This is a genomic window from Aliinostoc sp. HNIBRCY26 (assembly GCF_050235535.1).
Classification (GTDB): Bacteria; Cyanobacteriota; Cyanobacteriia; order Cyanobacteriales; family Nostocaceae; genus Trichormus.
Window position 1 is genome coordinate 4,718,274 of record NZ_CP189852.1, and the last position, 15,149, is coordinate 4,733,422.

General features: G+C 41.8%; 11 protein-coding genes and 1 CRISPR repeat array. Of the genes, 8 read left to right on the forward strand and 3 right to left on the reverse strand.

Features of this window, described 5'->3' with window-relative positions; translation table 11 throughout:
* Window positions 1-532: 532 nt before the first annotated feature.
* On the reverse strand, window positions 533-1,183 hold the full coding sequence (locus tag ACQFX9_RS19980) for a DUF928 domain-containing protein (protein ID WP_427157939.1): 651 nt from the start codon (window positions 1,181-1,183) through the stop codon (window positions 533-535).
* Between the two features lie 1,053 nt (window positions 1,184-2,236).
* Here ACQFX9_RS19980 and ACQFX9_RS19985 point away from each other — a divergent pair.
* From ACQFX9_RS19985 to ACQFX9_RS20005, 5 genes are all read left to right on the forward strand, one after another.
* Window positions 2,237-4,906 (forward strand): CHAT domain-containing protein, encoded by a 2,670-nt coding sequence (locus tag ACQFX9_RS19985; protein ID WP_427157940.1) that lies wholly within the window; start codon window positions 2,237-2,239, stop codon window positions 4,904-4,906.
* Window positions 4,907-5,148: 242 nt separating this feature from the next.
* Window positions 5,149-5,742: a Uma2 family endonuclease gene (locus ACQFX9_RS19990; protein ID WP_427157942.1), complete on the forward strand. Its 594-nt coding sequence runs from the start codon at window positions 5,149-5,151 to the stop codon at window positions 5,740-5,742.
* A gap of 112 nt (window positions 5,743-5,854) precedes the next feature.
* Window positions 5,855-7,036, forward strand: coding sequence for a M20 family metallopeptidase (locus ACQFX9_RS19995; RefSeq protein WP_427157944.1), 1,182 nt, complete (start codon window positions 5,855-5,857; stop codon window positions 7,034-7,036).
* 28 nt (window positions 7,037-7,064) lie between these two features.
* The gene (locus ACQFX9_RS20000) at window positions 7,065-7,844 is read left to right on the forward strand and encodes a hypothetical protein (RefSeq protein ID WP_427157946.1); all 780 of its coding nucleotides are present in this window, start codon (window positions 7,065-7,067) and stop codon (window positions 7,842-7,844) included.
* Window positions 7,845-7,859: 15 nt separating this feature from the next.
* Complete coding sequence (locus tag ACQFX9_RS20005) at window positions 7,860-8,102, forward strand: hypothetical protein (protein ID WP_427157947.1); 243 nt, start codon at window positions 7,860-7,862, stop codon at window positions 8,100-8,102.
* On the opposite strand, the gene ACQFX9_RS20010 is transcribed toward ACQFX9_RS20005, so the two are convergent.
* Window positions 8,086-9,051 carry a CAP domain-containing protein gene (locus ACQFX9_RS20010; protein WP_427157949.1) on the reverse strand — a complete coding sequence of 322 codons (966 nt, stop codon included), beginning with the start codon at window positions 9,049-9,051 and terminating at the stop codon, window positions 8,086-8,088. The genes ACQFX9_RS20005 and ACQFX9_RS20010 overlap by 17 nt on opposite strands.
* 595 nt (window positions 9,052-9,646) lie before the next feature.
* Window positions 9,647-11,014: a CRISPR direct-repeat array (repeat unit 37 nt; unit sequence GTTTCCATCAACCTTTTCCCCGCAAGGGGACTGAAAC).
* 315 nt (window positions 11,015-11,329) lie between these two features.
* Here ACQFX9_RS20010 and trpS point away from each other — a divergent pair.
* The 3 genes from trpS to ACQFX9_RS20025 all read left to right on the forward strand — a co-directional run bounded on the left by trpS (window position 11,330) and on the right by ACQFX9_RS20025 (window position 14,312).
* Window positions 11,330-12,337, forward strand: a complete 1,008-nt coding sequence (trpS, locus tag ACQFX9_RS20015) for a tryptophan--tRNA ligase (protein ID WP_427157950.1) — start codon at window positions 11,330-11,332, stop codon at window positions 12,335-12,337.
* A 217-nt stretch (window positions 12,338-12,554) separates the two neighbouring features.
* Entirely contained in the window at window positions 12,555-13,490 is a 936-nt protein-coding gene (locus ACQFX9_RS20020; RefSeq protein WP_236141437.1) for a methylenetetrahydrofolate reductase, read from the forward strand.
* A gap of 114 nt (window positions 13,491-13,604) precedes the next feature.
* Window positions 13,605-14,312 (forward strand): Uma2 family endonuclease, encoded by a 708-nt coding sequence (locus ACQFX9_RS20025; RefSeq protein WP_427157952.1) that lies wholly within the window; start codon window positions 13,605-13,607, stop codon window positions 14,310-14,312.
* A 51-nt stretch (window positions 14,313-14,363) separates the two neighbouring features.
* Here ACQFX9_RS20025 and ACQFX9_RS20030 read toward each other — a convergent pair whose 3' ends face one another.
* Window positions 14,364-14,648 (reverse strand): hypothetical protein, encoded by a 285-nt coding sequence (locus tag ACQFX9_RS20030; RefSeq protein ID WP_427162949.1) that lies wholly within the window; start codon window positions 14,646-14,648, stop codon window positions 14,364-14,366.
* Window positions 14,649-15,149: the final 501 nt, after the last annotated feature.

The window sequence follows — 15,149 nt, forward strand, 5'->3', positions numbered from 1 at the left end:
AGTATTACTGTATGAGGTAATTTCTATCTGAAACATCGATGACATCAAAAACTGCCCAACATTTGCAAGTAGGATTACACTTTTAGTTTAAATGCCCAACAAAGTGATTATTGATAAAATCCTGAGTCAGCATGAACTTTTTACTGAGCATTCAATCGTGATGACTCAGTATCCAGTATTTTTGACTATACCAAACACGACTTTCTCTAGCACTATAGAACTGATGTACTCATCAAGAGAACATCTGTATTAGAAAAGCGAAGATTTAAAATAAAATTGCTTGATACACTTAGGCTTTAAGCAGGGTTTTTGGGATGCGAATTTCGCCTAATATTGGCGTGGCATGGTTTCGAGAAGCTATACTTTTTGCTCACGCTGGTATCAGTGTCAGACAGTAAAAGACAGGAGCTAAGGCTCACACTATTGGCTGAAAACTGGATCTTGGAAATTTTGCCCTTCTTTACGGGACGCTACGCTAACGGTTGACGCTCTTGTTTTGCTAACGCTACGCTAACACCACTTGTTAATAGACTTATCTCACCGCAGAAGATATTTCATTGAGATTCGCATCTACAATACCTTCTTGGGCAATTACTTCTAACTTGAGTGCTTGTAATACCTGTAACCATTTAGCTGTTAGCTGGGGGTCACGGGGGTTTTGGTGGCGTAAAGTTGCTAATTTTACTAGCGCATCTTGCCAGATACCTAAATTAGCGTAAATACTAACTTGTTCTGTAGATGTTGCAGATTCTAACTCTTGAGCAATGTTTGGTTCTAATTTGACTCTGCTAATCCAACCGTCTACGGAAATGTCATTTTCTCTTTTGTCTGGATTACAGATCATAGAGAAGAACCAACGATATTTTTTACCAACGGCAAGTTGCGGTAGAGAACTCTGATCAAGCAGACTCATACTCACAATACCTGGATATTTGTTAGTAGTGAAACTTTTCTCATACATTATATTTTCTTGTTCATCTTGTAAAACGAACTCCAACGTTTTGGGTGTGGTGGTAGGCGGTAAATATATAAATAAATTCGGTTTTGGTGATGTTGTCAGTAGTAAATTGCTTTCTGGGATTAATGCAATCAGCTTTTTATCGCCAAATGAACATTCCCCACGCGTTCCCCCTCCGACTCTGCGTCCGGGTAAACCTTCTCTCCCTTTAGAAGATTGTGCCATTACCTGTTGTGGATAACTATTAGCAGATATGACAAGGAACATTAAGGAAAGAATCGTGGATATTTTTTTTAACTGAGTCTTCTTGCTGAACATATGCCTAGCCTGATTCATTGTATATGAGATAAGCTGATGAGCATTTAAGTTTCATAAAACCAAGCTGAACCCTTTACTAAAAGTGACTCATCCTGGAAAAATGAATAATGATGAGGTTTGTTTGATTAAATGACAGATACTGATTGTAGTCTAGTATAAAATAAGGCATTTTTTTTGAGACAATAGAAGTATACGCCAGTTTAATTAATACATACAGAGTTGAGAGCGACAACATTTTACTGAGTTTTAAATTATACTAAATTTTACATTTTTTGATTGTGAATTAAATTTGGTAGTAAGGGGATTTTGCTTGTCAATTTTATACTAAACATAGTTAATGAAATCGGGTATTTATCGGTACTCTTTTTAATAGTATTTTAAAGATTGAACTTATGCTATAGACCTTCTGGATTATTCTTCCCTATTGGTTCTCATGACTAACAGAGAGCAAAGTTAGAGAACCTAGCGGTAGTGAAAAAAAGACGGATGAGATTGTAAATGGTTACTATAGAAAGTTTGGTTATGACCATAGGCAATTTACGTATAAATACAGATTTATTGATGCGATGTTCTTGTCAAAGATGCCGTGGGCATTTTTTTTAGACAGATAAATATCATTGATATTACTAAGTAAAGATCGTCGATTTGCCATAGAAGAATATTTCACTAGGGTAAATTATCAGTAGTTTTACTATAAGAATCCCACTTGATAATTAAACTTACTTACGTAGACAGGGAACTCTTCACAGGGAACAGAGGTGTACCTAGCTTTGCAGGAAGCAAAGATAATTTCTATATTGTCTTGAGTTGCTTTTGACGGATTTTGATGCGTCCAAAACAGTGTCGGATATCAAATTGGGATAGATATAGGAATCTGATTTGATGAAGGAACTGTACAAAGTTTTTTTCAAAAATACAATAAGAATCCTATAGTCTTGTTTCTAACTGTGGGAATAGTTTATGAATCAGGGGTTTGCATCCAAAATTCAAAATCCAAAATCCAAAATAGGGATAAAATATTTCTCTGTTAAGCATAATTACTCTATTCGGGACTATCGACGATTTTGTGTTTTTATCCTTTGGACTTTGTTAGGAACAGTGTTAGCAGTTGTGTTAGGGGTAGGAATTTTGCCTGTTTCTCTACCCAAGTCTTTACCGTTAGCGATCGCCCATGCTCAAGTAGTGAGTGAGACTGCACAACAGGAGCAACAAGGGAGAGTTTACTATGAAACAGAAAATTTTGCTCAAGCTATCCAAGTTTGGCAACAGGTGCTTCAGGTGTATCAATCGCGCCAAGATAGATTGAATCAGGCTAGGGTATTGAGCAACCTTGCATTGGCGTATCAAAAATTGGGACAATGGGCGCAAGCGACTCAAGCAATTTCAGCAAGTTTGCAATTCGCTTCAGCCCAACAGGGTAAGTATTCGCAAGCAGAGTTAAAAGTCTTGGCGCAGGCTTTAAATACACAAGGCAGTCTACAGTTAGCGAGGGGAGATACACAAGCAGCACTCACCACCTGGGAAAAAGCCCACAATAAATATACTCAAGCCCAAGATGAAAGGGGAGTGATTCGGACTCTGGTGAATCAAGCCCAAGCTTTGAAGGTTTTAGGACTACACCGTCAAGCCTTGTCAAGACTCAATCAAGCCAATGCAATCCTGCAAAAACAACCGGAATCGTTAATTAAAGCGGCTGCATTACGCAATTTAGGTATTAACTTGCGGTTGGTGGGAAATGTAGTCCAAGCAAAGCAAGTTTTACAACAAAGTTTAGCGATCGCCCAAAAATTGCAATCTCCACTAGACATCAGTGCAGCTTTCATCGATTTGGGTAATGTAGCTCGTGTCCAGTCCGATTTACCCGAAGCTTTGCAATTATACACACAGGCGGCGGCGACTTCTCCTTCCCAATATCTGCAAGTCCGCGCCCAGCTTAACCAGTTAAACGTTGCTATTGACACCAAACAATGGACATTAGCGCAGTCTTTACAGCAATCAATTCCAGCAAAATTGACAGCATTACCGAAGAGTCGTCATACTATTTACGCCCAGTTAAATTTTGCCCAAAGTCTAGTTCGTCTCCAGCAAGCCAATATTCCCGACACTCCCAATTTAGAGAAAATTGCTCAATTAGTCGCCAACACAGTAGTTCAGGCGGAAAATTTAGGAGATAGATACGCCCAAGCCTATGCACTTGGTAAACTAGGTAGGCTGTATGAAAAAACACAACAGTGGTCGATAGCCGAAGATTTAACCCAGCAAGCCTTAGCCTTAGCTGAAACTATCAACGCACCGGAACTAGCTTATAGTTGGCAATGGCAATTAGGCAGAATATTGAGAAAACAAGGAGAGATCACTAAAGCGATCGCAGCTTATACTCAAGCTGTGGAAACGCTAAAATCCCTCAAAAATGACTTAGTTGCAGTAGATCCGGATATTCAGTTTTCCTTTCAAGAAAGCGTCGAACCTGTTTATCGAGGATTAGTGAGTTTGTTGTTACAACCCAGTCAACAATCTAACCCAGAAGCTTTAAATCAAGCCCGTCAACTCATGGAGTCTTTACAGGTAGCAGAATTAGAAGATTTCTTTCGGGAAGCTTGCTTGGATCTCAAACCCACACTGATAGATAAATTTGATACGCAAGCGGCAATTTTTTATCCGATTATTCTAGCTGACCGCTTAGAAATCATTCTGAGTTTGCCACAAAAACCGCTACAGCACTATAGCATTCCTGTGCCGCAAACCGAACTAGAAACCACAGTAGAAAAACTGCGACAAATGCTAGTCATCCGCAGTCGAAAATCGTTTCTGCCATTGTCCAGAAAACTCTATGATTGGTTGATTCGTCCGGTGGAAAATGACCTAGAGACAAGTCAAACTAAAACATTAGTCTTTGTTTTAGATGGTGTCTTGCGGAATATTCCCATGAATAGCCTCAATGATGGGCAGAAATACTTATTAGAAAAATATGCGATCGCCTTAACACCAGGATTACAATTACTCCCTTCCTTAAAACTACAACAGGAAAAAGTACAGGTACTCGGCGCAGGATTAACTGAAGCTAGACAAGGTTTTTCCGCCCTAGATTATGTTGACAAAGAGATGAAAATGATTAAATCAAAAGTCTCTAGTCAAGTGCTACTCAATCAAGAATTCACCCTCAAAAATCTCCAAAATAAAATTCAAGACAACTTTTTCCCGATAGTTCATATCGCCACGCATGGAAAATTTAGTTCCAGAGCCATAGACACATTTATTTTGGCTTGGAATGAAAAAATCAAAATTGATGATTTAGATAATCTCTTACAAGCACCAGAGAAAAAAACACAAAAAGCCGTAGAACTTTTAGTATTGAGTGCGTGTGAAACCGCCACAGGAGATAAGCGAGCTGCTTTAGGATTAGCGGGAATTGCCGTGAGAACCGGAGTTAGGAGTACATTAGCCACACTATGGTCTGTAAATGATGAAGCCACCGCCGAGTTAATGGGTTTATTTTATAAAGAATTAACTAACACCAAACAATCTAAAGCTGAGGCTTTACGTCAAGCCCAATTAACTCTTTTAAAAAATCCTAACTATGAGCATCCGGTCTATTGGTCGCCCTATATTTTAGTAGGAAATTGGCTATAATAACGCGATGTGAAACTTATTTTTGAAACCCCTCTCCAAACCTCTCCCCTGCAAGGAGAGAGGCTTTAAATCTTGCTCCCCTTCCCTTGTAGGGAAGGGGTTGGGGGTTAGGTTTGAGAGAAAGTTGCACACGGCGTTATAATACTATTTATGTGTAAAGATGCCTTCAATATTCACTTTTTCAACGCCCAAGTACGCAAATATTTTCTGATAATAAAATAACCTCAACTAGTAAAATCCAAATGGCAACTGTCACCCTCAAAGTTCCACCAGCCGTAGGTCTTACAGATGAGCAGTTTTATCAACTGTGCATAGCCAACGATGAATGGCGGATAGAATTGACCGCACAAAGAGAGTTAATTATTATGCCCCCAACTGGCGGCGAAAGCGGCATCAGAAATTCGGATTTAAATCTAGAAATAGGATTATGGAATCGTCAATCAAAACTAGGAAAAGTCTTTGACTCCTCAACAGAATTTCGCCTACCCAATGGGGCTTTTTGTTCGCCGGATGTAGCCTGGGTAAAAAAAGAACGTTGGGAAGCATTGACGGCTGAACAAAGACGACGCTTTCCGCCACTCTCTCCAGATTTTGTCATTGAACTGCGATCTGAAACGGATTCCTTAACAAGATTAAGGTCGAAAATGCAGGAATATCGAGATAATGGGGTGCGTCTCGGTTGGTTAATTGACCCTCAAACACCTTTAGTAGAAATTTATCGTCCAGGTTTAGAGGTAGAAACCCTTAATTTCTCTATAGACCAACCACCACAACTTTCAGGAGAAGATGTATTACCAGGATTTGTCCTAGATTTAAGCCTCATCCTCAACCCGTAAAAAAACAGAATATTCTAACTTTATTTACACCCAATACCCAATACCCAATTCCCATGCCCAATTTTAAATCCCTATCTATCATGGAACAAAGCCTGTAAATTAAAACCAAGCAATGCTGACCCTGATTAAAGATTTAGCCACAAAACTAGCACCCCGCCTCATCGAGATTCGTCGTCACATTCACTCTCATCCAGAACTTAGCGGTCAAGAATATCAAACTGCGGCGTTTGTGGCCGGTGTCTTATCGTCCAGTGGTCTGCGTGTACAGGAGGGAGTTGGTAAAACCGGCGTGGTGGGAGAAGTACACGGTAGCAGTCAAGATCAGCCTTTCTTGGCGATTCGTACTGATATGGATGCTTTACCGATTCAAGAATCTACCGCCTTGGAATATGCTTCCCGCCAAGAAGGAGTGATGCACGCTTGTGGACATGATGTGCATACAACAGTGGGTTTGGGAACAGCAATGGTACTTTCCCAGATGGCGGAGGAGTTAGGCGGAAACGTGCGGTTTTTATTTCAGCCTGCGGAGGAAATCGCCCAAGGCGCAAGTTGGATGATTGAAGATGGGGTAATGAAAAATGTTGCAGCCATCTTAGGGGTTCATGTTTTCCCTTCTATTCCGGCTGGTTCCATTGGTGTACGTTATGGGGCATTGACGGCGGCGGCGGATGATTTAGAAATTATCATTATGGGTGAATCTGGTCATGGTGCGCGTCCCCATGAAGCGATTGACGCAATTTGGATTGCAGCACAGGTAATTACAGCTTTGCAACAAGCCATCAGCCGCACTCAAAATCCTTTACGTCCAGTGGTGTTGAGTATTGGAAAGATTAACGGCGGTCGAGCGTCCAATGTGATTGCTGATAAAGTCCAGTTATTAGGAACAGTGCGATCGCTCCACCCAGAAACTCGCGCTCAACTCCCCAACTGGATTGAAAAAATTGTCGCTAATGTTTGCCATTCCTATGGTGCAGGTTATCAAGTCAATTATCACCAAGGTGTACCAGGTGTGAATAATGACTACGCACTCACGCAACTATTTCAATCCGCCGGAGAAGAAGCTTGGGGTAGCGATCGCGTCCAAGTTTTACCAGAACCCTCTCTAGGTGCAGAAGATTTTTCTGTATATTTAGAACACGTTCCTGGGGCAATGTTTCGCTTGGGTGTAGGCTATTCAGACCGAATTATCAACCATCCCTTACATCATCCTGAATTTGAAGTCAATGAATCTGCTATTGTGACAGGAGTAATTACAATGGCCTACGCCGCGTGTAAGTATTTTCAACAAAGATAAATCTTCAACTTACTGACGGAGATGATTCATGCAGGTTCTTGAATTTCCCAGTGTCGCAGTTATAGCCGGAGAAAATGCTGTGGCTGTGACTCAACTTCCTCCTGTATGGCAAGATATTGCTCAGGGTACTGTTAAAACTGGACTGTGCAATCCACAAATCTATGTAGAGATGGCACAGTTATTTTCATACAAGTTAGAACAGGGTGATGTTGACTTATTTAACGAACGTCCAGAACTCACCCACCTGAAGCCATCATTTTGTCAATTATTTGGGCAATTAGCACGAGAAACCTTAGAATTCTATGGTCATGATTTCATGACTCATAACTATCCCAATTTTGCAGAAATTTTGCGAGATTTGGAGAGTTATGGATCTGACTATGCAGATGAAATCAAAGTCGCGAAAATCGGCTTAGAACTGTTCCATGAGTTTGGTTATGAACTACCAGCCAGCTTTTATCATGTGCATTTAGCACCAATTTATCGAGATCATGTGTTTGAAGAACGCGCCTTAAGATTTGACAAGCGGGATATTGAACACAAGCGTCCGTGGGATGCCATGCTTCATGCGTGTAAAGTATTTGCCATGCAAATGAAGGTGCAGAGTATCGCCTCTAAATATGGCTTTACTTATCAGCATGGTTGCGGTTGTAACTCCCACCTATCAGCAATTGACTTATCACAGGGCAAATTTGAGTATGAATTAAGTCCAGAAAAACGCGATCGCTGGATTCGCAGTTTCATCTGGACAGCTTGGTATGAGTATGCTTTCTTTCCCATTGTGCCGAATACTAGTTATTTGGTTTGATTTGGGGACTGGGGATTGGGGATTGGGGACTGGGGACTGGGGATTGGGGACTGGGGACTGGGGACTGGGGACTGGGGACTGGGGAAGCAGGGTAAGAAAAACTTCACTCATTACTCAGCACGGGCTAAACGCCCCGCTTCCGCTAACAGCACTCACCACTCATTACTCATTACTCATTACTCAGCACGGGCTAAACGCCCCGCTTCCGCTAACAGCACTCATCACTCATCACTCATCACTCTCAAGGTTTACGGATGAATATTTGCGTGATGTAAACTTCACCCTTATTATTAACTGCGACACCAATACCTGTAAGGTTGTAATTACCTTTGATGTTGTTGAGATGTCCAGAACTTCTTAGCCAACCTTGAACAGCTTGGGTTGCAGGATCACTATAGCCGCGATTTGTCGCCACATTTTCCGCCGCCGCTTGGTAAGAACTCACCGAAGCTTGGACTCGTTGACTAAAACCAGAATGACCAAATGGGACAGTAGCATTAGCCATGTTCCGACTATGAATTCTAGCTTGATTATCTATAGACGAATTTCGCGTTAAGGCTGGTAAACCTAGAGAAGAACGGTATTGATTAATTTGGCGATGCACCGATGCTTCTACATTTGCGGTATTGATTGTAGAAGTTGTTGGTTGGGGATTACTGGGTGTAGAAGTTTGACTAGACGACAGCACAAATATTTGCGTGATGTAAACTTCACCCTTGCTATTAACCGCAACACCAATACCTGTGAGGTTGTAATTACCTTTAATGTTGTTGAGATGTCCAGAACTTGTTAGCCAACCTTGAACAGCTTGAGTGGCAGGATCACTATAACCCCGATTTGTCGCCACATTTTCCGCCGCCGCTTGGTAAGAAATACCTATCGCCTGGACTCGTTGATTAAAACCAGAATGACCAAATGCAGCTTGAGCATCAGCCATCCTCTGACTATGAATTCTGGCTTGATTGTCTATAGACGAATTCCGCGTTAACGCTGGTAAACCCAAAGAAGCGCGGTACTGATTAATTTGGCGATGCACAGATGCTTCTACATCTGCGGTGTCAATTGTAGATTGTGCTATGTGACGACTTTGAACAGATTTGGGCAAAGATTGTGATGTATAAGTGTGAGCCGGTGCAGAAATTGCCACTACTCCACCCGACATAATCAACGTGCCTAAAACAAAGTTGTGAATTTTCGTGCGAATCATTAATAAGGAGTCTGAAAGACTAAAAGGGAACTTGCAGTACATCTAACCAGACTCATCTTTTTTAGACAAATAAGTCTTTTGATAGTTTTACGGTGTAAAAGCTCACATTAATTAGGAAAACAGATTATCAAGCTTGAAATTAGCGATTTTTCAAATATTTGCCATCAAATTTTTCGGATTACAAGCAGCATAGGCGATAGATGAAGATGCGATCGCCTATCACCGAAGAGTCAGAGGGGAAGCCTGTTCCCTGTTCCCTGTTCCCTCCCTACGCAAATAATTTCAGGAATCAAAGCGGATTCCTATATTAAGTTCAGTATATTTTAGAATACAACTGCAACAAACACTCGACAATTGAAAATCCCTATCTTATCATTGGTTTATTAGCTTGATGTTTGGCAAGTCGAAGCGGGGTCAAAAACCCTGGGGATTCGTCAAAATCGCCAGAACCTTGACAACATAATAATTACAGCGTTTCGATAATTCGGGAAGTTGCGAATTACTCGCAATAAGGTGGGCTGAAATCGACCTGATTTTGCGACTCGTCAAAATGCTTCCCAGGAAGCTTGCTCTATATCAGTTTCAGTACCGAGCAGTTTCCATCAACCTTTTCCCCGCAAGGGGACTGAAACTTTCAAGAACTAATAACCCCACTGATTATCATCACTGGTTTCCATCAACCTTTTCCCCGCAAGGGGACTGAAACAAAACACAGGGGATGAAGAAAATGATTGAGGAAGTTAGGGTTTCCATCAACCTTTTCCCCGCAAGGGGACTGAAACCAAAAGTCGCTGCCGAACGAGTGCGACTGTACAAAAGTTTCCATCAACCTTTTCCCCGCAAGGGGACTGAAACTATCCGTATTCCCCAGGCTCATTTTTTGGGTCGATGTAGAAGGTTTCCATCAACCTTTTCCCCGCAAGGGGACTGAAACTACATACTTGCGGCTCACGTCGCGCTTAAGTACCCTTGTTTCCATCAACCTTTTCCCCGCAAGGGGACTGAAACCCGTATATTGGCAATCCCTCAGAAACCCTGTATCTGTTTCCATCAACCTTTTCCCCGCAAGGGGACTGAAACGCCAGTAGTGCAAGAGAAAGACCTGCCGACGAAAAGTTTCCATCAACCTTTTCCCCGCAAGGGGACTGAAACGAATCCAATCCCTTTGAAAAAATTCAGTTACCCAAGTTTCCATCAACCTTTTCCCCGCAAGGGGACTGAAACAATTTTGCTCAAATTCCTCTTGCGTCAAACTATTTGTTTCCATCAACCTTTTCCCCGCAAGGGGACTGAAACTGTCAACATAGTTTAGAGAAAATCTTGGAAATATTTTAGTTTCCATCAACCTTTTCCCCGCAAGGGGACTGAAACTCCCAGATGAATAAAATCATTCCCCAACCTCAGTAGTTTCCATCAACCTTTTCCCCGCAAGGGGACTGAAACACGTTAATATTATTTTCAATACTTACTTCATTTAACGTTTCCATCAACCTTTTCCCCGCAAGGGGACTGAAACGAAATATATGCGCTCGTTGATAACTTTCAACAACTGGGTTTCCATCAACCTTTTCCCCGCAAGGGGACTGAAACAAATGATTAACATTGCGCCAAATAACGCGAATCGACTGTTTCCATCAACCTTTTCCCCGCAAGGGGACTGAAACCCACAAGCTTGTTTAATCTGGTGACATATTTCATACAGTTTCCATCAACCTTTTCCCCGCAAGGGGACTGAAACAAGAAAAAAGTCCCCACAAACGCTAAAAGCATTGTGGGGGTTTCCATCAACCTTTTCCCCGCAAGGGGACTGAAACCCAAATCAACCAGCAGTCAGATAAAAATCCACCAAGTTTCCATCAACCTTTTCCCCGCAAGGGGACTGAAACTAAGGACAAAGCCCGTAAAGCTGCCAGATCCGCGACCATTGTTTCCATCAACCTTTTCCCCGCAAGGGGACTAAAACTCAAACGTGACAGTTGCTTGAACTAAGTTAGCTTCATTTAAGCTGAACAAAAGCAGGGCTAAAGCCCTTACTACAAACGAATCAGTGCAGAAAAATGAATGACGATTAGCTGACTACGCAAGAGGGATGAAACACAGGGGTAAACTGCAAATAAGAATCTCCGCTTGAAAATGACACTTTAGACTGTTGACTATTGACTGTTGACTAATGACTAATGACTAATGACTAATGACCAAGAGAAAATGTCAAAATGAAATGTGTTTTGCCATCGCCACTTGATACAGTGAGCATTTGAGATAGAGAAACTGGTAATTTATGGGTAAGCAGCGTGTTCTTTCTGGAGTTCAACCAACTGGTAACTTACACTTGGGTAACTACTTAGGTGCAATTCGCAACTGGGTAGAAATTCAAGAACAGTATGATAATTTCTTTTGTGTCGTAGATTTACACGCGATTACAGTACCGCATAATCCAGCGACATTAGCAGCAGATAGTTACACAATTGCTGCACTTTATTTAGCCTGTGGTATTGACTTAAAACATTCCAACATCTTTATTCAATCCCACATTTCCGCCCACAGTGAACTAGCTTGGTTACTCAACTGCATCACACCCCTGAACTGGCTGCAAGACATGATTCAGTTTAAAGAGAAAGCCGTCAAGCAAGGGGAAAACGTCGGTGCAGGTTTGTTAATCTACCCAGTGCTGATGGCGGCTGATATTTTGTTGTATCAAGCCGATAAAGTGCCGGTAGGTGAAGACCAAAAACAACACCTAGAACTCACACGGGATATCGTCAACAGATTTAATCACCAATTCGCCAAGGATCAGCCCGTACTCAAACTACCAGACCCCTTAATTCGCAAAGAAGGCGCAAGGGTGATGAGTTTGACCGACGGGACACGCAAAATGTCTAAATCTGACCCTTCCGAGTTAAGCCGGATTAATCTTTTAGATCCACCAGATCAGATTGCCAATAAAATTAAACGTTGTAAAACTGACCCAGTGCGGGGATTAATCTTTGATGACCCAGAGCGACCAGAGTGCAACAACTTGCTAACTTTATATATGTTATTGTCAGGCAAGGCGAAAGAAGAAGTAGCAGCTGAGTGTCAAGATATGGGCTGGGGACAATTTAAGCCATTACTGACCGAAACAGCAATTAATGCTCTCAAACCCATCCAAGACAAATATCAGCAAATCATGGACGACAAAGGTTATTTAGAGTCTGTGTTGCGTGATGGTAGAGAAAAAGCCGAAGCCATAGCCAACCAAACCCTCAAAGACGTGAAAGCTGCGTTAGGTTATTCAATGCCTTTGTGAGTGCTGAGTGCTGAGTGCTGAGTGTTGAGTGCTGAGTGGTGAGTGCTGAGTGAGTTAAGAAATAAATTCTACCTTGTCCCCAGTCCCCAATCCCCAATCCCCAATCCCCAATCCCCAGTCCCCAGTCCCCAGTCCCCAGTCCCCAGTCCCCAATCCCCTGACTTCTCTTTAAGGTGTAATTTGTTATACCCTTGAAGAGAACCCAATTATGAATGTTATGGAACATAGCCATAGCTGTAGTTACAGTACACTGAACAATTTCCGTAAAGCCGCGCAAGCGGGTGAATTTTTAGTTACCGCCGAGGTAGCACCACCAAAGGGAGGAGATCCCACCCACATGATTGAAATGGCGGCGACCCTTAAGGGGAGGGTTCATGCTGTCAATATTACCGATGGTAGCCGGGCTGTGTTACGGATGTCTTCATTGGTAGCATCAGTGATTTTGTTACAAAATGGGATTGAACCAATTTGTCAGATGGCTTGCCGCGATCGCAACCGTATCGGTTTACAAGCTGACTTGATGGGCGCACACGCTTTAGGTATCCGTAATATCTTAGCTTTGACTGGCGACCCAGTAAAAGCAGGCGATCATCCCGAAGCCAAAGCCGTATTTGATTTAGAAGCCGTGCGACTATTGCAACTGATTCGGAAAATGAATCAAGGTGTCGATGGCAATGATAAACCCTTGACCGATGGCGCAACGGATTTATTTGTCGGTGCAGCCGTAGATCCCCAGTGTGCTAGTTGGTCGGGTTTGCAAAGTCGCTTTGAACGCAAAATTGAAGCGGGAGCGCAATTTTTTCAGAGTCAGTTAATTACTGATTTTGAAAGACTAGAAAAATTCATGGACAAGATAGCGTCAGTCCATAATAAACCCATTTTGGCGGGAATTTTTCTTTTGAAATCGGCGAAAAACGCTCAATTTATTAATAAATGCGTTCCAGGTGTCAATATACCTGAACACATCATTGAAAGGTTAGCACAAGCCAAACACCCCCTAGAAGAAGGTGTAAAAATTGCTGCCGAGCAAGTGCAGATTGCAAGGCAATTATGTCACGGTGTCCATATGATGGCAGTCAAGCGGGAAGATTTAATACCTAAAATCTTAGATTTAGCTGGAGTTGCGCCAGTTAATCAGGTGTTAGCGAAGTAGGCGAGGCAATTTTGTTTGTGTTGTACAGAGGAGGAGAGGTGATTGGTATCGTTTCTCCTCCCTTTCTCACTGCTACACTAAGAAACAACCCTTACCCTGTGCAAAGGTGATCTTATGACCTCTGCAACTAATCTAGATGCTGAACTCACCCCATTTCCTGACCATACGCAGCTACCAGAGTTAGGTAATTTCCAGAAACATTCCCAAAGCATTCTACTCACCGACTCGATTAAACCTGTCTTACAAAAACGCCATCCTGATGGACAATATTGCATAGGTCAAGATAGCGGTATTTACTGGCGGATAACTGACCCCCTAGAGAAAGGCGCAGAAGCACCAGATTGGTTTTATGTAGGAAATGTCCCGCCTTTACTTGATGGACAAACACGACGATCTTATGTGTTGTGGCGTGAGTTTATTGCACCATTAATTGCATTAGAGTTTGTATCTGGGGATGGTAGTGAAGAACGAGACAAAACCCCGTGGAAGGGTAAATTTTGGATTTATGAGCAGGTAATTCATCCAGCTTTTTACGGTATCTATGAAGTAAATAAAGCTAGCGTGGAAGTTTATAAATTAATTGGTGGTAGATATCAGCTATTATCAGCCAATGAATGCGGACGTTATCCTATCACACCATTGGGAGTTGAGTTAGGTATATGGGAGGGTGAATATCAAAATGCTGAATTACCCTGGTTACGTTGGTGGGATGCGGAGGGTAATTTGTTGCTGACTGGTGAAGAACGAGCAGAAAAGGAACGTCAACGCAATGATCGCCTGATTGCTCAATTGCGCGCTCTCGGTGTTGAACCAGAAGTATAATTAGATGTAACATAACCCCGATTTTCGAGCTAAATCGGGGTATTTATGGTGTTATACAACCAAAATTTGACGGATTAAAATACTCATTACTTGGTCAGGGTTTTCCGTTGGTAAAAGTGGACTCCAATCTCCTACATTGGCATAACCAACCACCTGCAAATAATGTATTGTACTGGTGACAGCTTTAGCAGAACCAATTAACAAATGTTTAATGGGTTCTCTGTTGGGTAATGGTTGCTGAGTAGGTTGTTTAATAGTGGGTGTATCAGAGTTTTCGCTGCTCAAATACTGTTGTAGTAGTGCTTGAGCATCTCTTAATTTGGTTTCTTGTGCCATGATGATAATCGACTCCTGTTTTGGGGTTGAAAGAAAGGCGATCGCGGACTTTGCTAGAGGGGCGATCGCCTTTCTCATAATATTTATATTATAGTATAATTTTATACTTGTAAATAGTTTGAAAAGAAAATTTGCAAATAATTAAATTTAAATAAATTGTAGTTTTTGCAATGGTTTAACAAAATAAAAAGAGCAAATTCTTATATTCCATATTTTGTATAAAAACAAACTATTTTTCAGCAATTTAACGTAGATAGCGATGTCTATGAAAAAATTACGTTAGGTTATCAGAAAATTGAACTTGATCACGAAATGAGCTGCAACATTCTCAAGACTACTTTTGTCCTGAAGTAAACTTTATTGAGTGATGGCATCAAAACTTAATGTCGTAACGACAGAATATTGATTAGATGATAATGCTGTTGATGAGCGAGATAGCACTTGTTTGTGGTGAGGATTTCAGTCCTCATCTAAGGACTAAAGTAGGGTAGGGTGCGTCAG